The sequence below is a fragment of the Micromonospora sp. L32 genome (genome assembly GCF_052068055.1).
In the GTDB taxonomy this organism is placed as follows: Bacteria; Actinomycetota; Actinomycetes; order Mycobacteriales; family Micromonosporaceae; genus Micromonospora; species Micromonospora purpureochromogenes.
Genome location: NZ_JBQHDD010000010.1, coordinates 126,856 through 145,763, shown reverse-complemented (window position 1 = coordinate 145,763; position 18,908 = coordinate 126,856). Strand labels below are relative to the sequence as shown.

Here is an 18,908-nt window from a genome sequence, read left to right as displayed (position 1 = left end):
GGGCGCATCGACGGCGACCTGCCCCGTACGCTGGGTGACCGTGAACCGCACCGTCTTCGGCCGCCCGCTGCGCTCGCTCGCCTTCGACGTCCTCGTCTCCGGCGTGGTGGCGCTCCTGGCCGTGGCCGCCCTGGTGAGCCAGCCCGGCGGCGTGCCCGCCACGCTGGTCGGTTGCGCCATGGCGGTCGCCCTGCTGTGGCGTCGGGTCCACCCGTCGGCCGTGGCGGCTGTGGTGGCCGGGCTGGCCATGGTGCAGGTGATCGCCGGCTGGGGGCCGCTGGCCTACGACATCGGCGTGCTGATCGCCCTCTACAGCGTCGTGAAGTACGCCGAGCGGCTGCGCGACGGCGTGCTGGCCGGGATCGTCGCGGCGATCGGGGTGGTGCTGGCCGCCTCGCAGACCGTCGGCAACGCCGCCTGGTGGGCCACCGCCATCTATTTCGCGCTGGTCACCGGCGGGGTGTGGCTCGCCGCCCTGAACGTGCGGACCCGCCGCCTGTACGTGCTCAGCCTGGAGGAGCGCGCCGCCACGCTGGAGCGCGAGCGGGAGGCCGAGGCCCGCGCCGCGGTGGCGGGGGAGCGGGCCCGGATCGCCCGCGAGCTGCACGACGTGGTGGCGCACAGCATGGCCGTGATGATCGTCCAGGCCGACGGGGCCCGGTACATGCTCGACCAGGACCCGGAGACCGCCCGCGCCGCGGTCAAGGTGGTCGCGGACACCGGCCGGCAGGCGCTGGAGGAGATGCGCCGGCTGGTGGACGTCCTGCGGGAGCCCAGCCCGGCGGAGCCGCTCGCCACGGCGGAGCCGCCGGACGACGACGCCGTCGCCGCCGACCCGGAGCACCGGCGGGCGGCGGTCGCCGAACTGCCCGCGCTGCTGGACCGGTTCCGCGACGCCGGGCTGCGGGTCCGGCACACGGTCACCGGCGAACCGGCCGCGCTGCCCCCGGGCCTGGACCTCACCGTCTACCGGGTGGTGCAGGAGGCGCTGACCAACGCGCTCAAGCACGCCGGGGTCGGCGCGAGCGTCACGGTCACCCTGGAGCATGTCCCGGACGCCGTCGTGGTCCGGGTGGTCGACGACGGGCACGGCCGGCCGCCGGTCGGTCCCGCGCCGTCCGGCGGGCACGGCCTGGTCGGCATGCGCGAGCGGGTCGGCGTGTACGACGGCAGCCTCGTCGCCGGCCCCCGGCTGGCCGGGGGCTGGCGGGTCGAGGCGCGGCTGCCGCTACCGTCGACAGCCGGGACGGAGGTGGCGGCATGACGGTCCGCGTGGTGATCGTGGACGACCAGGCGCTGGTGCGCGCGGGGTTCCGGATGGTGCTGGACTCCCAGCCGGACCTGGAGGTGGTCGGCGAGGCCATCGACGGCGCGGACGCGCTGCGGCTGCTTGCCCGCATCGAGGCGGACGTGGTGGTGATGGACGTCCGGATGCCCACCATGGACGGGGTGGAGGCGACCCGCCGGATCTGCCGGGACCGCCCGGCCGGCCCGCCCTGGGTGCTGGTGCTCACCACCTTCGACACCGAGGCCGACGCGTTCGCCGCGCTGCGCGCCGGGGCGAGCGGCTTCCTGCTCAAGAACGTGCCCCCGGAGGAGCTGCTCGCCGCGATCCGGGTGGTCGCCGCCGGTGACTCGGTGGTCGCGCCGTCGATCACCCGCCGGCTGCTGGACCGGTTCGCCGACCGGTTGGGGCCGGGGCCCAGCGAGGACCCCCGGCTGGCCCAGCTCACCGACCGGGAGCGGGAGATCCTGCTGCTCGTCGCGCAGGGACTGTCGAACGCCGAGATCGCCGGCCGGGTGCACGTCGCCGAGGCGACCGTGAAGACCCACGTCGGGCGGATCCTGGCCAAGCTCCAGCTCCGCGACCGGGTCCAGGCGGTGGTGCTGGCGTACGAGAGCGGGCTGGTCACGCCGGGAGGCTGACCGGCGCTACGACCTGGGTCGTACGGGTCCACCCGGTCGGGGGCGACCCGGGGCGTACCGACCTCGACCGTGCGGGCGGACGCCACCGCGGGCGGCGCTCCATAGCGTCGGAGACGTCCCGGTCACCGACTGCACGGGGAGTCTCCGCATGTCCCTCGCCCCACCCGTCCCGTCCCGTACCGGTGTCGCGGTCACCGCCCGCGGCCTGCGCAAGGAGTACGGGCGCGGCGCCGCCCGCGTCGTCGCCCTCGACGGCGTCGACGTCGACTTCGCCGCCGGCCGGTTCACCGCCATCATGGGCCCGTCCGGCTCGGGCAAGTCGACGCTGATGCACTGCCTGGCCGGCCTCGACAGTCCCACGGCGGGCACCGTCCGGCTCGGCGACACCGAGACCGCCCGCCTCGACGACAAGCGGCTCACCCTGCTGCGCCGGGACCGGATCGGCTTCGTCTTCCAGAAGTTCAACCTGCTGCCGGCGCTGACCGCCGAGGAGAACATCCTGCTGCCGCTGGCCATCGCGGGCCGGCGGGCGGATCCGGCCTGGCTGCGGCAGGTGGTGGCGGCGGTCGGCCTGGCCGACCGGCTCGGGCACCGGCCGGCCGAACTCTCCGGCGGGCAGCAGCAGCGGGTGGCCGTGGCCCGGGCGCTGGTCACCCGCCCCTGGGTGGTCTTCGCCGACGAGCCGACCGGCAACCTGGACTCCCGCTCGGGCGCCGAGGTGCTGGGGCTGCTCCGGGAGGCCGTGGACACCCTCGGCCAGACCGTGGTCATGGTGACCCACGACCCGGTGGCCGCCGCGTACGCCGACCGGGTGGTCTTCCTCTCCGACGGCCGGCTGGTCCGCGAACTGGCCGCGCCGACCGCCGAGCGGATCCTGGACGCGCTCGCCGGCCTCGACCCGGTCGCCCCGGCGCGGGGGCGGTGACCGCGATGATCCGGTTGACCCTGCGCTCGTTGCGCGCCGACGCGCTGCGGCTGCTGCTCTCCTCCCTGGCGATCGTGCTCGGCGTGGCCTTCGTCGCCGGCACCCTGATGCTCACCGACGGCATGCGGGCCGGCGCGTACGACCGGGCCGGCGCCTTCGACCGGCACACCGACCTCGGCGTGTACGCCGGCAAGGACCCCCTCCCGCCCGCCCTGGTCGACCGGGTGCGCGCGGTCGACGGGGTGGCCGCCGCCGAGGGGGAGCTGACCGGTTCCGGCGGGGTGGTCGGCTCCGACGGCCGCCCGGTGCTCGGCTACGGGGTGCTCGCCGCGATCCCCACCGACCCGGCCCTGCGCTCGTACGACCTGACCGCCGGCCGGCTGCCGGACCGCCCCGGCGAGGTCGTCCTCGACGCGTCCACCGTGCGTGAGGAGGGCTTCGCCCTCGGCGCGCCGGTCGAGGTGGGCGGCTCCACCGGGGCCGCCCGCGCGTACACCCTGGTCGGCGCCGTCGACGTGGCCGGCACCGCCCGCGACGTCGGCGGACCGTTCATCGGCCTGGTGGGCGCCGACGCCCTGGCGGTGACCGGGGAGCGGGGGTACGGCCGGATCATGGTGGCCGTCGCCCCGGGCACGTCCCGCGAGGCGGTGGCCGAGCGGCTGGCCGGGGTGGCCGCCACCGGCGCCACCGTGAAGTCCCGTCAGCAGATCCTCGACGACGCGGTCGACGACGCGGTCCGCGACCTCAAGCAGTTCGGCATGATCCTGCTGACCTTCGCCGGGGTCGCGGTGGTGGTGGCCGGCTTCGTCATCGCCAACACCTTCGCCATCGTGCTCGCCCAGCGGACCCGGCGTACCGCCCTGCTCCGGCTGGTCGGCGCCACCCGGGGGCAGGTCTTCCGGGCCACCCTGCTGGAGTCGGCGGTGCTCGGGCTGACCGCCTCGGCACTGGGGGTGCTGGCCGGCGCCGGCCTGGCCGCCGGCCTGGCGGCGGGGCTGTCCACGCTGGACCTGCCGTTCACCGGCGAGGTCATGCTGACCCGCTCGACGGTGCTGCTCTGCGTGGCGCTGGGCACCGCGATCACCGTGGCCGCCGCCTGCGTACCCGCCTGGCAGGGCACCCGGGTCGCCCCGGTGGCCGCGCTGACCGACGCCGCCGTGCAGGTGACCCGCCGCGCCGGCCGGGTCCGGCTGACGATCGGCGCGCTGGTCTTCGCCGCCGGGGTCGCCGCGCTCGCGGTGGCCGCCACCGTCGGCCAGATCGCGCTGGTCGCCCTCGGCGGGATGCTGACCTTCTTCGGCATCGTGCTCTACGGCCCGGTGCTGGTGCCCGCCCTGGTCCGGCTCTTCGGCGCGCCCGCCCGGCTGCTTCTCGGCGCCACCGCCGGGCTGGCCGTGGCCAACGCCGTCCGCAATCCGCGCCGGGTCTCGGCGACCGCCACCGCGCTGGTGATCGGGATCGGTCTGGTGTCGGCGTTCGTGGTCGGCGCCGGCAGCGTGAAGGTCGGCATCGAACGCGCCGTGGACGCCCAGATCGGCGTCGACTACCTGGTCACCGGCGTCGGCAGCGACCTGCCGGCGGCCCTCGCCGACGAGCTGGCCGCCCGGCCGGAGCTGGGGGTGGTGCACGAGCGGCGCAGCCGGGTCGTCGACGGGGTGGAGATCCGCGCCGCGCATCCGGCGCTGGTCGGCCGTACCCTGACCGGCACGGTGGCCGGCGACGACGGCGACCTCGGCCCGGGCGCGGTGCTGGTGCACCGGCAGCTCGCCGAGGCGCGCGGCTGGACCGTCGGCGCCCCGGTGACGCTCGCCGGCCGGTCCTTCCGGGTGGCCGCGGTGGTGACCGCCGACGAGGCCGCCCAGGCCGCCCCCGGGGTGGCCGAGGGACACCTGGTCGACATGGTCGACGCCGACTTCGCCCGGCTCTTCCCGACCCAGCGCGGCTTCCTCGCCGAGGTGGACCCCGCCGCCGGGGTCTCCGCCGAGCGGGCCCGGGCGGCGGTCGAGACCGTCGTCGCGCGTTACCCGACGGTCAACCTGATGGACCAGGCCGCCTACAAGAAGATGCTCACCGGCACGGTCGACATGCTGCTGGCCTTCGTCACCGCGCTGCTCGGCCTGGCGGTGGTGATCGCCCTGGTCGGCGTGGCGAACACGCTGAGCCTCTCGGTGGTGGAGCGGACCCGGGAGAACGCCGTGCTGCGGGCGGTCGGCCTCACCCGGGGCCGGATGCGGGCCATGCTGGCCGTCGAGGCGGTGCTGATGGCGCTGGTCGGGGCGGTGCTCGGGATGGCGCTGGGCGCCGGGGTCAGCGCCGGGGCGATGGCCTTCGTGGCGAAGATCGGCGGGGAGTTCACCCTGGTGCTGCCCTGGGGGCGGCTCGGGCTGATGCTCGCGGTGGCGGTGCTGGCCGCCCTGCTCGCCTCCGTGCTGCCGGCCCGCCGGGCGTTGGGCCGGCCGGTGGTCGAGGCGCTCGGCGCGGAGTGAACCGGTGGTGGCCGGTCCCGGGCGGGACCGGCCACGGCCGCGCGGATCAGAGCCGCTCCACCACCGCGCCCCGACAGCGGTCCCGGGTGTCGAAGACGTACCGGGCGTGCCGGGCCACCAGGTCGTAGTCGAAGCTGTCGTGGTCGGTCACCACGACCACGGCGTCGGCCTCGGCGACCTCCCGCTCGGTCAGGTCGACCACGGTCACGCCGCCGGGGATGTGCTGCGGCTCGGCGTACGGCTCGACCGCGCGCACGTCGGCGCCGAGGTCGTTGAGCCGCCGGGCCACGTCCACGGCGGGGGAGTCGCGCATGTCGCCGGTGTTCTTCTTGTACGCCAGGCCCAGCAGCAGCAGCCGGGCACCGTTGACCGAGCGGCCCACCCGGTTCAGCCCGGCCATCACCCGCTGGGCCACGTGCTCGGGCATCTGGTGGTTGATGTCGTCGGCCAGCTCGATGAACCGGAACTGCCGACCCATCGTCCGCTTCACCTGCCAGGACAGGTAGCACGGGTCGATCGGCAGGCAGTGCCCGCCCACACCCGGGCCGGGCCGGAACGGCATGAAGCCGAACGGCTTGGAGGAGGCGGCGTCGATCGCCTGCCAGACGTCGATCCCCAGGTGGTGGGAGGCGATCGCCAGCTCGTTGATCAGCGCGATGTTGACCTGCCGGAAGGTGTTCTCGATCAGCTTGGTCAGCTCGGCGACCCGGGTCGAGTCCACCGGCACGGTCCGCTCCACCAGTTGCCGGTAGAAGTCGTCGACCCGGCGCAACGAGGCGCCGTCGACGCCGGAGACCACCTTGGGGGTGTTCTCCAGCCGCCAGGTGCGGTTGCCCGGGTCGATCCGCTCCGGGCTGTAGCCGAGGTGGAAGTCGCCGGGGCTGCGCAGGCCGCTGGCCGACTCCAGCAGCGGCCGGAGCACGTCCTCGGTGGTGCCGGGGTAGGTGGTCGACTCCAGGACCACCGTGCAGCCGGCCCGGACGTACGGGCCGATGCCGTGGCCGGCCTGCTCGACGTAGCTGAGGTCGGGAGCGCCGTCGCGCAGCGGGGTCGGGACGGTGATCACACAGATGTCGAAGCCCTCGGCGTCGGTGTACTCCGTGCTCGGCCGGTAGCGGCCGCTGCCCAGCGCCCGGCCGAGCCGTTCGGCGGTGATGTCCTCGACGAACGACTCGCCGGTGGCGAGCCGCTTGACCCGGTCGGCGTCGACGTCGAGGCCGACCACGTCCAGCCCCGCCTCGACGGCACGCATCGCCAGTGGCAGACCGACGTACCCCTGACCGATGACGACCAGCTTCTCAACGCGCACGTTCGCTCCCGTGGCAGTAAGTGACTCCTGTCCGGGAGCTTAGGGCCTGTATGAGGTTTAAAGTCCGATTTTGCGACTAATGGCGATGGCGGTGCCGAATCCGGTCAGCTGCCCGCCAGCGGCGGGTTCCCGTCCGGAGGCGCCGTGGTGGTCGGCACCGGATCGGGCGGTGACGTGGTGGTCGGCACCGGATCGGGCGGTGCCGTGGTGGTCGGCGGGCCGGCCGGCGTGGTTGTCGGCACCGAGGTCGGCTGCGGCTCCGCCGATCCGCTCGGCCCCGGCGACGGCGTGACCGTGACGGTGGCCGAGGGCCGGTTGCGCGGGTTCCAGGTGCGGTTCGGCCGGCTCGGCTGACCCGTGGTGGTCTCCTCGGGGATCGCCGACGGTTCCCCCTCTTCGCTGGGCGCCACGGCCGGCGAGGTGCTCTTGATGTTGGTCGCCCCGTCACCGGTCTCCTTGGCCGCGCCGAGCGCCGCGCCCAGCGCGGTGAGTGCCACCAGCACCGCCGCGAGCGCGCCGACCAGCGAGCCGCGCCGACCGCGGCCCCGCGTCGGCGCCACGGTGGCCGCCGCCGGGAGCACCGGCACCTCGCCCCGGGTGGTGGTCGCCGGGCCCGCCGCGCCACGCAGCGCCGGGGGGACGAACGCGGTCGTCGCGGTGCCGTCGCTCAGCGCGGCCCGGGCCGCGGCGGCCATCTCGGCCCCGGTGGCGAACCGGTCGGCCGGGTCCTTGGCCAGCGCCCGCGACACCAGCGCGTGCACCGGCGCCGGGATCTCCTCCGGCAGCGCCGGCGGCTCGTCGTCCAGGTGCCGCACCGCGACCTGGAGCGGGTTGTCGCCGGTGAACGGCGGCCCGCCGGTGAGGCAGCAGTACGCGACCGCGCCGAGCGCGTAGATGTCGGTGGCGGCGGAGACGGGACGGCCGGACGCCTGCTCCGGCGCCATGTAGAGCGCCGTCCCCGGCACCGCGTTGGTGCTGGTGATGCTGGTGACGTTGGTGGAGCGGGCGACGCCGAAGTCGACCAGCACCACGGTGCCGTCCTCCTGCACCAGCAGGTTGCTCGGCTTCACGTCGCGGTGCACGATCCCGCCGGCGTGCGCGGCGTGCAGCGCCTGGGCGGCCTGCGCGACGATCGACATCGTCTCGGCGACGTCCAGGTGACCGGCGGCCTCGATCCGCCGGGACAGCGGCTCGCCCTCGACGAACTCCATGACCAGGTAGTCGGCGCGCCCGCCGTCGGCGAGGCGGTCCTCGCCGCAGTCGAAGACCTGCACGATGCCCGGGTTGCGCAGGGCGGCCATGATCCGCGCCTCGGCGCGGAACCGGGCGATGAAGTCGGGGTCGGAGACCAGCGCCGGCAGCAGCACCTTCACCGCGACCTGGCGGCCCAGGATCAGGTCCGTGGCACGCCAGACGTCGCCCATGCCGCCGGTGGCGACACGTTCGTCCAGGCGGTAGCGACCGCTGAGCACGACTTCCGATGACAACACCCGAATACCGTACCCAGAGGAGCAGAAAAGAACTCATGGCGATCTCCCCGTCGCGTCCGGCACCGGCGCGGCACCGGTACCGGCGCCACGACGGCGCGGCGAACGGGGGGTGACGAGAACCGAACGGACTGTCACAATGGCCGCGGGCGGCGGCAGCAAGCCGGGCGTACGGGGCCACCGGGGACGCCCGGACCGCGATGACCTGGCCGGGGGCGTCCCGCAGTCGTTTTCCGTCACGCGGACTCGCCGATTGTTAGCTAGATATTTCTCACTCTTTCTCCGCCAGGCGGTGACTTGTCCACCCGTCCATTGACTCCTACCGTTAGCGCGACTCGGGCCAGCCCATGGTGCCGGTGCGGCATTCGGCCGACCGCCGTATTGTCGCGGCGTGTGTCAGACATGCCGCCCGGCCGCTCGGCAGGGTGCGATGGGGTCAGCGGGGGGCTGTTGGTGCGCGAGGGGGTCCGGCTGCCGCACCGGGGGTGCGTCACGCACGGCCTGCCGGTCACGGCGGGGGCGGCGGACGCATGACCGTTGAGCTGAGCGAGGCGGTGGCCGCGGCGCAGGCCGGCGACGAGGAGGCCTTCCGCTTCCTGTACCGCAGCCTCCAGCCGGGCCTGTTGCGGTACCTCACCGCCCTCGTCGGCGCTGACGCCGAGGACGTCGCCTCGGAGACCTGGTTGCAGATCTCCCGGGACCTGCCCAGCTTCACCGGCGGGGAGTTCCGCGCCTGGACGGTGACGATCGCCCGGAACCGGGCGATGGACCACCTGCGCCGCCAGCGTCGCCGTCCCTCGCTGCCGGTGCCGGTGCAGGCCTTGAGCGAGCTGGCCGGGGACGCGGACACGGCCGAACGGGCCGGTGAGACCATCGGTACGGAGGCCGCGCTGGCCCTGATCGCGACGCTGCCGCCCCGGGAGGCCGAGGCGGTGCTGCTGCGGGCGGTGATCGGGCTGGACGCCGAAACCGCCGGCCGGGTGCTCGGGCGCCGCTCGGGTGCCGTCCGCACCGCCGCGCACCGCGGCCTGCGCCGGCTCGCCGCGCTGCTGGAACGTCAGGACCTGCCCCAACCGTCCGGCGGCGACGAGCGGACCGGCCGGCCCCACCCGCGGCGGGGCCGGCAGACGCCGAGCACGTCCCACGCCGAGCCGGCGGACGGATGACGTGAGGGGAAACTGGATGAACTTCCGCCGCTCCGACGGCGCCGAGCGGCCCGCCGACCGGGCCGAGGCCGAGCGGCTGCTCGACGCCGCCCGGACCGCCGACGCGCCGCCCGCGGGCGAGGACCCGCTCGCCCGGCTGCTCTCCGCCGCGGCCGCCCCGGCCCGCCCGGGTGAGCTGGCCGGCGAGGAGGCCGCGCTGGCCGCGTTCCGGGCCGCCCGCGCGGCGGGCGCGTCCGCCCCGTCGCCCGCGCCGCCGTCCCGGCGCCGGCGACGGGTGACCACGGGCGTGGTCGCCTGGGTGGCCGGCATCGCCGCCACCGCCACGGCCGGCGCCGCCTTCGCCGCGGTGACCCTCGACCGCGGCGACGACCCGGCGCCCCGGCCGTCCGCCTCCGTGCCGGGCGGATCCGGTTCCGGTCCGGCGGCGCCGTCCTCGTCCGGTGGCGGGTCGACGACCGGCGCGCCCACCCCGGGTGCCGGCCCCTCCGCCGCGTCCCCCTCCGGCCGGCCCGGCGCCTCCGGGAAGCCGGCCTCCGAGGGGAAGCTGGCGGGGCAGTGCCGGGCGTACCTGGCGAAGCCGGCGGCGCAGCGTGAGAAGGCGCTGCGGAGCTCCGCGTTCGCCGATCTGGTGGCCGCCGCCGGCGGTGCGGGCAAGGTCGAGGCGTACTGCCGGGAGCTGCTTCCGGAGCGGGCCCCGGAGGCGGACGAATCGCCGGAGGCGAAGCCGTCGGGCCCGCCCGCGGCCCCGGCGGCGCCCACTCCGGACGCCCGCCCAAGTCGGAAGAAGTAGTCGAAAAGGCTTCACAGAAATTTCTTCCCGCCCGGGGCCGCGGATTCCGTCTGCTAGACAGAAGATGGTGAGACGCGGCGGCCGGCCGGCGACGGTCGATGCCGCCCGCGCCGGCAGTGTCGCCGGGTCCCCGGTCGGGAGGAGACCGTTTCGTGGTGACGTCCCCGGAACTCGAGCGGACGACCGTGCTGGGCGAGAAGGCCGCCGCCGCGGCCCACCTCGGCCGGATCTGCTTCAAGACCGGGCCACCGGTCTTCACCGGCGTCGAACTGGAATGGACCGTGCACGACGCCGCCGACCCCGCCCGACCGGTTGACCGGGAGCGGCTGCGGGCGGCGCTGGGGCGGCACAGCCCCGTCACCCTGGACCACACCAGCCCCGCCCAGCCGCTCCGGCACGGAAGCAGCGTGACCGTGGAGCCCGGCGGGCAGGTGGAGGTGTCCACCGCGCCCCGACCGTCGGTCGCCGCGCTGATCCTGGCCACCGAGGCCGACATCGCCGAGCTGAGCGCGCTGCTGGAGCGCGCCGGGCTGGTGCTCGGCCGCAGCGGCATCGACCCGTGGCGGGTCCCGCAGCCGGTGGTCGAGACCTCCCGCTACCGCGCGATGCGCTGCGTCTTCGACCGCCGGGGCCCTGCCGGGCGGACCATGATGTACAGCACCGCCGGCCTTCAGGTCTGCCTGGACGCGGGCGAACCGGCCGAGCTGGCCGCCCGCTGGGCCACCGTGCACATGGTCGGGCCGCCGCTGGTGGCCGCGTTCGCCACCGCCGACCGGCACGCCGGCCGGCGGACCGGTTGGGCGTCCGCGCGGATGGCCGCCTGGCTGGGCATCGACCCGGCCCGCACCCGGCCGGTCTGGTCGCCGCGGCGGCCCGACGAGGACCCGGTCGCCGCCTGGACGGAGTACGCGCTGGCCGCGCCGCTGCTCTGCCTGCGCCACGACGGCCCGGACTGGACCCCGCCACCGGGGATCACCTTCGCCGACTGGATCGACGGGGCGCTGCCCCGCCCGCCGACCACCGACGACCTGGAATACCACGTCAGCACCCTGTTCCCGCCGGTCCGCCCGAGGGGCTACCTGGAGGTGCGCTACCTGGACGCCCAGCCCGGTCCCGGCTGGATCCTCCCGCTCGCCGTGCTGACCGCGCTGCTCGACCGCGCCGACACCGCGCGGTCCGCCCGCGCGATCGCCGCGCCGGTGGCCGACCGCTGGCACGCCGCGGCCCGGTACGGCCTGGCCGACCCGCCGCTGGCCGCGGCGGCCGCCGCCCTGCTCGACCTGGCGCTGGAGGCGCTGCCCCGGCTGGACCTGCCGCCGGGCACCCACGACGAGACGAGCCGAGGAATCCGGCGGCGACGGGCCGCCGCGGAGAGGGGGCACCGGTGACCACCACCGAACAGCCGGACACGCAGGCGGAGGTGCTGCGCAGCCGGATCGCGGCGGAGCTGGAGCGGACCCGGGCCCGTACGGCGCTGCTCACCGAGGCGGTGGACGACGACGACCTGACCCGCCAGCACTCCCCGCTGATGTCCCCGCTGGTCTGGGACCTCGCCCACGTGGGCAACCAGGAGGAGCTCTGGCTGGTGCGCGACGTCGGCGGGCGCGAGCCGGTCCGCCACGACATCGACGACCTGTACGACGCGTTCAAGCAGCCCCGCAAGGACCGCCCGTCGCTGCCGCTGCTGCCTCCCGCCGAGGCGCGCGCCTACGTGTCGACGGTCCGCGACAAGGTGTTCGACCTGCTGGACGCCATCCGGTTCACCGACCGTCCGCTGGTCGCCGAGGGCTTCGCCTTCGGGATGATCGTGCAGCACGAGCAGCAGCACGACGAGACGATGCTCGCCACCCACCAGCTGCGCGCCGGGCCCGCGGTCCTGGACGCGCCCCCGCCGCCCGAGCCCCGGGTGCCGGTCGCCGACGAGGTGCTGGTGCCGGCGGGCCCGTTCACCATGGGCACCTCCACCGACCCGTGGGCCCTGGACAACGAGCGCCCCGCGCACACCGTCGAGCTGCCCGCGTACGTCATCGACGCGGCGCCGGTCACCAACGGCCGGTACCGCGAGTTCATCGCCGCCGGCGGGTACGACGACCCGCGCTGGTGGAGCGGGCCCGGCTGGCGGCACCGCACCGAGGCGGGACTGACCGCGCCGATGCACTGGCGGCGCGACGGCGACGGCTGGGCGTACCGGCGGTTCGGGCGGTGGTCACCGGTCCGCGACGACGAGCCGGTGGTGCACGTCTGCTGGTACGAGGCGGAGGCCTTCGCGGCCTGGGCGGGACGGCGGCTGCCCACCGAGGAGGAGTGGGAGAAGGCGGCCCGCTGGGACCCGGGCACCGGCCGCTCCCGCCGGTACCCGTGGGGCGACGAGGACCCGACCGGCGGGCACGCCAACCTGGGGCAGCGGCACCTGTGGCCGGCACCGGTGGGCGCCTACCCGGCGGGCGCCTCGCCGCTGGGCGTGCACCAGCTGATCGGCGACGTCTGGGAGTGGACGTCGAGCACCTTCCGGGGCCACCCCGGGTTCACGGCCTTCCCGTACCGGGAGTACTCCGAGGTGTTCTTCGGCGACGACTACCGGGTGCTGCGCGGCGGCTCGTTCGGCACGGACCGGGCGGCCTGCCGGGGCACGTTCCGCAACTGGGACTACCCGATCCGGCGGCAGATCTTCAGCGGCTTCCGCTGCGCCCGCGACGCCCGGCCCGAGGAGGCGCACGGGTGATCGGCGGCACCGCCTGATGTGTCGGCACCTGGCCTACCTCGGGCCGCCGCTGAGCCTGCGCGCCCTGCTGTACGACCCGCCGGACTCGCTGGTCCGGCAGTCCTGGGCACCCCGGGACATGCGCGGCGGCGGGACCGTCAACGCCGACGGCTTCGGCGTCGGGTGGTACCCCGGCGAGGGCGATCCGGTGCGCTACCGGCGGGCCCAGCCCATCTGGAGCGACGTGACGCTGCCGGCGCTGGCCGGGGTGACCCTCGCCGGCGCGGTGCTGGCCGCCGTCCGCTCCGGCACCGTCGGCATGCCGGTGCAGGAGTCCGCCGCCGCGCCGTTCACCGAGGGCCGGTGGCTGTTCAGCCACAACGGTGTCGTGCGGGGCTGGCCCGACGCGCTGGTGCCGCTCGCCGACACCCTGCCTGTCCGTGACCTGCTCACCCTCGACGCCCCGACCGACTCCGCCCTGCTCTGGGCGCTGGTCCGGCACCGGTTGCGGGCCGGCGCCGACCCGGCGGAGGCGGTCGCGGAGACGGTCGCGCAGGTGTCGGAGGCCGCGCCCGGGTCGCGGCTGAACCTGCTGCTCACCGACGGCCGGACGGTGGTGGCCACCGTGGCGGGGCACGCGATGTCCGTCCTCGCGACGCCGGACTCGGTGCTGCTGGCCTCCGAGCCGCACGACGACGACCCGGGCTGGCGGTCGTTGCCGGACCGGCACCTGGTGGTGGCGACCTCGACCTCGGTGCGCGTGCGCGCCCTGGCGGGAGCGTGACGCCGCAGCAGGGTCGCAGGTGGAGACAGGGACGTTCGCCGAAGGAGAAGGGACACCTCATGGGCGCGGAGCCGTTGGAGATCTACCTCGAAGACCAGGACCTGGGGCGCAGCCTGCGGGAGGACGTACGGGTCGGGCTGACCGCCGAGGAGAAGTGGCTGCCACCGAAATGGTTCTACGACGCCCGGGGCAGCGAGCTGTTCGAGGAGATCACCCGGCTGCCCGAGTACTACCCGACCCGGGCCGAGCGGGCCGTGCTGGCCGAGCGGGCCACCGACATCGCCGAGCTGACCGGCGCGAAGACGCTGATCGAACTGGGCTCCGGTTCGTCGGAGAAGACCCGGCTGCTGTTGGACGCCTTCACCCGCCGGGGTGGGCTCGGCACCTTCGTGCCGCTGGACGTGTCCGTGAGCGCGCTGCGCCAGTCCACCGAGCAGATCGCCACCGACTACCCGGGTCTGCGGGTACGCGGCATCGTCGGCGACTTCACCCGCCAGCTCGACCGGCTGCCCACCGGCGGGCGGCGGCTGGTGGTCTTCCTCGGCGGCACCATCGGCAACCTGCTGCCGCCCGAACGGGCCGCGTTCCTGTCCGCGATGCGCGCGACGTTGGAGGCGGGCGACTGGCTGCTGATCGGCACCGATCTGGTCAAGGACCCGGAGGTGATCGTGCCGGCGTACGACGACGCGGCCGGGGTCACCGCCGAGTTCAACCGCAACGTGCTGCGGGTGGTCAACCGGGAGCTGGGCGCGGACTTCGACCCGGCGGCCTTCACCCACGTGGCGCGCTGGGACGCCGACCGGGAGTGGATCGAGATGCGGCTGCGGGCCGAGCGGGCGATGCGGGTCCGGGTGCTGGACCTGACGGTGGACTTCGCCGCGGGCGAGGAGCTGCGCACGGAGGTGTCGGCGAAGTTCCGGCCGGAGGGGATCGCCCGGGAGCTGGCGGCGGCCGGCTTCACCGTACGCGAGTTCTGGACCGACCCGGACGGCCTGTTCGGGGTGAACCTGGCCCGGGCCGACTGACCGGCGGCCGCCGGTCAGTCGGCCCGCCGCGCGACCTCGGCGCCGGCCGGCGGCATACCCAGATCCACCGCCGGTGACCGGTGTGGACGGGAGGGCACCGCCCCGCACAGAGCGGTGGGCGCCCGTGATCGCCTCCCGTTTGCGGCGTGTCGCGGTGTCCGAGCCCGGCGATACCGCGACACGCCGCAAACGGAGTGGATCAGGCGACGGTCGATCGAGGCGTGACGGTGAGTGGAAGACTCCACGCGGCGCCGACGCCCGAGCGCGGCGGCGGACGCTGGGCGGAGGGTTCGGGGCCGCGAGGGCGGCGAGGGCCGTGCGGAGGTTGCCCACGACGGGGGTGTGGCCCGCCGTGCCCGGCGCAGGGATCAAGCCTGACCGCCCGGAGCCGGGCACGGCGGGCCATACCCCCCCTTGGACCAGCGCAACGCATGGCCGGGCGGCCCGGCGCGCGGTGACCTGGGGCACCCGTCCGGGCCGGCGGCCGGCGTGATCGGCTAGGGTGAGGGCGCGAAGGGGAGTAGCCCCCAATGTCGTGGTCGACATACTGGTGCGTTCCGCATCCGGCCACGCGGCCCCACCCCGGTGGGGCGGGCGAGACCTTCGACTCAGGCTGTTGCAGCCGGGTCGAGGGCGCCCCCGTACCTCCTCCCGGCATGATCGGGAAGGTTCTCATGGACGGTTTTCTCGCCGCGCTGGTGATCAGCTTCGGTGTCATCTTCGTCGCCGAGCTGGGGGACAAGTCCCAGCTGATGGCGCTGACCTTCGCCACCCGCTTCAAGCCGGTCCCGGTGCTGATCGGCATCACCATCGCCACCGCGATCGTCCACCTGGCCTCGGTGGCCATCGGCTACGGGCTCAACGCGGCCCTGCCCACCGGCTGGATCTCCCTGATCGCCGGCCTGGCGTTCCTCGGCTTCGGCGTCTGGACGCTGCGCGGCGACAAGCTCACCGAGGAGGAGAAGCGCAAGGCGGAGAAGACCGGCAAGTCGGCCGTCATCGCGGTCGGTGTCGCGTTCTTCCTGGCCGAGATGGGCGACAAGACGATGCTCGCCACCATCACGCTGGCCACCAAGTACGGCTGGTTCGGCACCTGGCTCGGCTCGACGCTGGGCATGGTGGCCGCCGACGCGCTGGCCATCCTGGTCGGCCGGATGCTGGGCCGGCACCTGCCGGAGAAGACCATCCGGTACGGCGCCGCCGTGCTCTTCGCCATCTGCGGTCTCTGGCTGATCCTGGAGGCGGTCGACCAGCTCTGACCCGGCCTAGCGCCGGCGGGGGCGGGTAACGCCCCCGGGTGGACCTGGACGAGTTCCTGCGCGAGGGCGACCGCATCGCGGTCACCTTGGTGGAGATCGCCGGAGCCGTGGTGATCTTCGTCGGCGCGCTCTGGGCGGCGCTGCGGTTCGTGGTTGAGGGACTGCGACACCGCAGCGCCGCCGTCTTCACCCCGATCCGGCTCTCCCTCGGCCGGTTCCTCACGCTCGGCCTCGAGTTCCAGCTCGCCGCGGACATCCTGCGTACCGCCGTGTCACCGACGTTCGACCAGATCGGGCAGCTGGCGGCCATCGCCACCATCCGGACCGCGCTGAACTTCTTCCTGCGCCGCGAGATCGCCCAGGAACAGCGGCAGGTCGGCGAGGCCGGGACGGACCAGGGGAGCCGGACGTGAGGGAGGCCCTGGCCGATGTGGCGACCGCCCTCGCGCTGGGCAGCGGCGTGGTCGTCCTGCTCACCGTCCGTTCCTGGCGTACCGCGCTGCGGGTGCTGCTGGACCTGCTCGTCGCCGCCGGCCTGCTCCGGCTCGCCGTGGGCAGCGGTTGGACCGCGCTGGCGACCGCCGCGGCGATCATCCTGCTGCGCCAGCTCCTCTGGGCCGGGATCGCCGCCGGCGCGCCCGCCCCGGCACCGACTATCGCCGCCGCCCTGCGGGTAAGACGATCACGGCCTACCGTGAGCGGCAGGACGCAAAGCGAACATAGCGGGAGGATAACCCCATGAGCAGGCATGACGAGCCCAACGAGTACGGCTTCGCCGGTGGCGCCACCGCTCCCGAGCCGCCGCCGGGTGGCCGGATCGACGAGCAGGACCGCGCCGAGGCGGTCGCCGTGCCGGGCGACGACCTGACCGAGCCGTTCGCCGACGCGCTGGAGGAGACCGAGGGCGAAGACGGGGAGCGGGCCCGCGAGCGGCGCTGACCTCGCCGTACGTCCCTGACGCCGCCGCGGCGGCGGGCCCCATCGGGCTCCGCCGCCGCGGCGTCCTCGTCAGCGGGGTGAGGGCAGCATCGAGGACCGCACCGGCAGGTCCTCGCAGTACGCCGCCATCCACTTGATCAGCTCGTCCGCGTCGGCGTAGGGGTCGAGCCCGTGGACCTCCTCCGGGCTCAGCGAGGGCACTCGCACGTGCGAGATGAGCGGGTGCAGCGGCCGGCTGTCGACCTCGTCGACGCCGAACAGGTCCTCGTGCAGCTTCTCGCCGGGGCGCAGTCCGGTGAAGACGATCTCCGTCGGGCGGTCCGCCTCGGCGGCGAGCCGGCGCGCCACGTCGGCGATGCGCACCGGCTCGCCCATGTCGAGCACCAGCGCCTCCCCGCCGCGCCCGATGGTCGCCGCCTGGAGGACCAGCTGCACCGCCTCCTGCACGGTCATGAAGTAGCGGGTCACCTCGGGATGGGTGACCGTGATCGGCAACCCCGCCTCGACCTGCGCCTGGAAGGCGGTCAGCACCGAACCGCGGCTGCTGAGCACGTTGCCGAAGCGCACGCTGAGGAACGCCCCGCCGACCTGCTCGGCGTAGTGGGCGGTCAGCCGCTCGGTGATCCGCTTGGAGTAGCCGAGCACGCTGACCGGGTTGGCCGCCTTGTCGGTGGAGATGTTGACGAACTGGCTCACGTCCCGGCACGCCTCCAGCACGTTCAGGGTGCCGCGGACGTTGGTCTTGACCGCCTCCCCCGGGTGCCGTTGCAGCAGCGTCAGGTGCTTGAGGGCGGCGGCGTGGAAGACGATGTCCGGCTGCCGGTCGGCGACGATCCGGGCGATGCCGTCGGCGTCGCGGATGTCGGCGAGGATGAGTTCCGGCCCGTCCAGCAGCGCCCGGCCGTGCAGCGACATCTGCAGCGCGTGCAGGGCCGACTCGTCCCGGTCCAGCATCATCAGCTCGCCCGGCTCGCAGCGGGCGATCTGCCGGCACAGCTCCGAGCCGATCGAACCGCCCGCTCCGGTGACCAGCACCCGTCGGCCGGCCAGGCCGTTGCGCTCGATCATCAGCTCGGCCACCCGCTGCGCCCGCCCCAGCAGGTCGGTGAGCTGCAGGTCCCGGACGTCGGTGGCCCGCACCGGCCGGTCCAGCAGCTCCCGCACCGGGGGGAGCACCTTGAACGCGGCGCCCGCCTGCAACGTCCGGCGGCGTACGTCGCGCATCAGTTCGGCGTCCGAGCCGTCGATGGAGAAGATGATCGTGGTGGCCCCGGTGCGGCGTACCGCCTGCTCGATCTGCTCGCGGCCGCCCAGCACCCGGAGTCCCTCCAGGCGCAGCCCCTGTCGCTCGCGGTCGTCGTCGAGCAGGCCGACCGGCAGGTAGCTGCCGTCCGGGTCGCCGACCAGCACCCGTACGAGGCGTTCGCTCGCGGCGTCGACGCCGTAGATCAGGGCCCGCTCCGCGCCCCGGACCGGGCGGTCGTCGCGATCGCGCCGCCACCGGTAGCCGGCCCGCCCGCCGGCCATCACCAGCAGGGCCACCGCCCCGCCGGTCACCGGGACGCTGGCCGGCACCGGCCGTTCGGTGAGCGTAACCAGGGCGGCCAACATCACGGCGGCGGCAAGGAGGGTGGTCAGGGCCAGGTCACGGGCCTCGCCGATGCTGCCGATCGGGTGGCGGCCACGGGCGGTGGAGCGCACCTGCTCGATGGCGGCGTGCACCACCGCGCAGACGGCGGCGGTGCCCAACGCGAGGGCGCACTGCTGTGGGGTCAGGCCGAATTCGTACCTGGCCCAGGCGGCCACCAGAAATCCAGCGCACCATGCGCCGGTGTCGAGCGTTAGCAGAGACAGGGTCTTCGCACGTCGGGTGACCCAGTCGCGTCGCGGGATGTTCGTGCGGGTTAAGGAGGCTGCATCGTCCATTGGTGTCCTCTGCGTTTATCGCCTGATTGTGAGGATTAAGGTCTCCGGGGATGTTCGATCGCTTACATTCGTTTGGTCACTTCACGGCAGGCTTGCGACGAATAGATCCTGTCATGTCGTTTGGGGAGTATTGGGGGATTTCGTGCAGTTTCACCGGCTAGTTGTCCCGGCGGAACGGAGAGCGT

The 18,908-nt window shown here is 74.7% G+C and carries 17 protein-coding genes; 14 read left to right on the top strand and 3 right to left on the bottom strand.

From position 1 onward, the window contains the following. Positions 1-34: 34 nt before the first annotated feature. The 4 genes from ACTMTB_RS25150 to ACTMTB_RS25135 all read left to right on the top strand — a co-directional run bounded on the left by ACTMTB_RS25150 (position 35) and on the right by ACTMTB_RS25135 (position 5,337). Entirely contained in the window at positions 35-1,264 is a 1,230-nt protein-coding gene (locus ACTMTB_RS25150; protein ID WP_441148683.1) for a sensor histidine kinase, read from the top strand. Further along, positions 1,261-1,926 carry a response regulator gene (locus ACTMTB_RS25145; protein WP_441148682.1) on the top strand — a complete coding sequence of 222 codons (666 nt, stop codon included), beginning with the start codon at positions 1,261-1,263 and terminating at the stop codon, positions 1,924-1,926. The genes ACTMTB_RS25150 and ACTMTB_RS25145 overlap by 4 nt, the downstream gene beginning before the upstream one ends. Before the next feature lie 148 nt (positions 1,927-2,074). Beyond that, positions 2,075-2,851 carry an ABC transporter ATP-binding protein gene (locus ACTMTB_RS25140; protein WP_441148681.1) on the top strand — a complete coding sequence of 259 codons (777 nt, stop codon included), beginning with the start codon at positions 2,075-2,077 and terminating at the stop codon, positions 2,849-2,851. Positions 2,852-2,856: 5 nt separating this feature from the next. Continuing rightward, positions 2,857-5,337, top strand: a complete 2,481-nt coding sequence (locus tag ACTMTB_RS25135) for an ABC transporter permease (RefSeq protein WP_441148680.1) — start codon at positions 2,857-2,859, stop codon at positions 5,335-5,337. Between the two features lie 46 nt (positions 5,338-5,383). Here ACTMTB_RS25135 and ACTMTB_RS25130 read toward each other — a convergent pair whose 3' ends face one another. Together ACTMTB_RS25130 and ACTMTB_RS25125 are read right to left on the bottom strand one after the other, a co-directional pair. After that, complete coding sequence (locus ACTMTB_RS25130; RefSeq protein WP_441148679.1) at positions 5,384-6,646, bottom strand: nucleotide sugar dehydrogenase; 1,263 nt, start codon at positions 6,644-6,646, stop codon at positions 5,384-5,386. Positions 6,647-6,750: 104 nt separating this feature from the next. Beyond that, positions 6,751-8,136: a serine/threonine-protein kinase gene (locus ACTMTB_RS25125; protein ID WP_441148678.1), complete on the bottom strand. Its 1,386-nt coding sequence runs from the start codon at positions 8,134-8,136 to the stop codon at positions 6,751-6,753. A gap of 527 nt (positions 8,137-8,663) precedes the next feature. Here ACTMTB_RS25125 and ACTMTB_RS25120 point away from each other — a divergent pair. From ACTMTB_RS25120 to ACTMTB_RS25075, 10 genes are all read left to right on the top strand, one after another. Further along, positions 8,664-9,299 carry an RNA polymerase sigma factor gene (locus tag ACTMTB_RS25120; RefSeq protein WP_441148677.1) on the top strand — a complete coding sequence of 212 codons (636 nt, stop codon included), beginning with the start codon at positions 8,664-8,666 and terminating at the stop codon, positions 9,297-9,299. A 16-nt stretch (positions 9,300-9,315) separates the two neighbouring features. Then, positions 9,316-10,089 (top strand): hypothetical protein, encoded by a 774-nt coding sequence (locus tag ACTMTB_RS25115; RefSeq protein ID WP_441148676.1) that lies wholly within the window; start codon positions 9,316-9,318, stop codon positions 10,087-10,089. A 152-nt stretch (positions 10,090-10,241) separates the two neighbouring features. After that, positions 10,242-11,477 (top strand): ergothioneine biosynthesis glutamate--cysteine ligase EgtA, encoded by a 1,236-nt coding sequence (egtA, locus tag ACTMTB_RS25110; protein WP_441148675.1) that lies wholly within the window; start codon positions 10,242-10,244, stop codon positions 11,475-11,477. Then, positions 11,474-12,811, top strand: a complete 1,338-nt coding sequence (egtB, locus tag ACTMTB_RS25105; protein ID WP_441148674.1) for an ergothioneine biosynthesis protein EgtB — start codon at positions 11,474-11,476, stop codon at positions 12,809-12,811. Before egtA ends, egtB begins: the two co-directional genes overlap by 4 nt. A 16-nt stretch (positions 12,812-12,827) precedes the next feature. After that, entirely contained in the window at positions 12,828-13,574 is a 747-nt protein-coding gene (gene egtC, locus ACTMTB_RS25100) for an ergothioneine biosynthesis protein EgtC (protein WP_441148673.1), read from the top strand. A gap of 59 nt (positions 13,575-13,633) precedes the next feature. Continuing rightward, entirely contained in the window at positions 13,634-14,599 is a 966-nt protein-coding gene (gene egtD, locus ACTMTB_RS25095; RefSeq protein WP_441148672.1) for an L-histidine N(alpha)-methyltransferase, read from the top strand. A 674-nt stretch (positions 14,600-15,273) separates the two neighbouring features. Further along, positions 15,274-15,858 (top strand): TMEM165/GDT1 family protein, encoded by a 585-nt coding sequence (locus ACTMTB_RS25090; protein ID WP_441148671.1) that lies wholly within the window; start codon positions 15,274-15,276, stop codon positions 15,856-15,858. Between the two features lie 38 nt (positions 15,859-15,896). After that, a complete protein-coding gene (locus ACTMTB_RS25085) occupies positions 15,897-16,271 on the top strand; it encodes a DUF1622 domain-containing protein (RefSeq protein ID WP_441148670.1) in 375 nt (124 codons plus the stop codon). Continuing rightward, the gene (locus ACTMTB_RS25080; RefSeq protein WP_441148669.1) at positions 16,268-16,600 is read left to right on the top strand and encodes a hypothetical protein; all 333 of its coding nucleotides are present in this window, start codon (positions 16,268-16,270) and stop codon (positions 16,598-16,600) included. Before ACTMTB_RS25085 ends, ACTMTB_RS25080 begins: the two co-directional genes overlap by 4 nt. Then, complete coding sequence (locus ACTMTB_RS25075; RefSeq protein WP_154936558.1) at positions 16,597-16,797, top strand: hypothetical protein; 201 nt, start codon at positions 16,597-16,599, stop codon at positions 16,795-16,797. Before ACTMTB_RS25080 ends, ACTMTB_RS25075 begins: the two co-directional genes overlap by 4 nt. 69 nt (positions 16,798-16,866) lie before the next feature. Here ACTMTB_RS25075 and ACTMTB_RS25070 read toward each other — a convergent pair whose 3' ends face one another. Continuing rightward, positions 16,867-18,723: a polysaccharide biosynthesis protein gene (locus tag ACTMTB_RS25070; protein ID WP_441148668.1), complete on the bottom strand. Its 1,857-nt coding sequence runs from the start codon at positions 18,721-18,723 to the stop codon at positions 16,867-16,869. Positions 18,724-18,908: the final 185 nt, after the last annotated feature.

Excerpts from the sequence above, each read along its gene's own strand:
- ACTMTB_RS25135 (WP_441148680.1), top strand. The coding sequence starts at position 2,857 with ATGATCCGGTTGACCCTGCGCTCGTTGCGCGCCGACGCGCTGCGGCTG.
- egtD (WP_441148672.1), top strand. The coding sequence starts at position 13,634 with ATGGGCGCGGAGCCGTTGGAGATCTACCTCGAAGACCAGGACCTGGGG.
- ACTMTB_RS25090 (WP_441148671.1), top strand. The coding sequence starts at position 15,274 with ATGGACGGTTTTCTCGCCGCGCTGGTGATCAGCTTCGGTGTCATCTTC.
- ACTMTB_RS25115 (WP_441148676.1), top strand. The coding sequence starts at position 9,316 with ATGAACTTCCGCCGCTCCGACGGCGCCGAGCGGCCCGCCGACCGGGCC.
- ACTMTB_RS25070 (WP_441148668.1), bottom strand. The coding sequence starts at position 18,723 with ATGGACGATGCAGCCTCCTTAACCCGCACGAACATCCCGCGACGCGAC.
- ACTMTB_RS25140 (WP_441148681.1), top strand. The coding sequence starts at position 2,075 with ATGTCCCTCGCCCCACCCGTCCCGTCCCGTACCGGTGTCGCGGTCACC.
- egtC (WP_441148673.1), top strand. The coding sequence starts at position 12,828 with ATGTGTCGGCACCTGGCCTACCTCGGGCCGCCGCTGAGCCTGCGCGCC.
- ACTMTB_RS25145 (WP_441148682.1), top strand. The coding sequence starts at position 1,261 with ATGACGGTCCGCGTGGTGATCGTGGACGACCAGGCGCTGGTGCGCGCG.
- ACTMTB_RS25075 (WP_154936558.1), top strand. The coding sequence starts at position 16,597 with ATGAGCAGGCATGACGAGCCCAACGAGTACGGCTTCGCCGGTGGCGCC.
- ACTMTB_RS25120 (WP_441148677.1), top strand. The coding sequence starts at position 8,664 with ATGACCGTTGAGCTGAGCGAGGCGGTGGCCGCGGCGCAGGCCGGCGAC.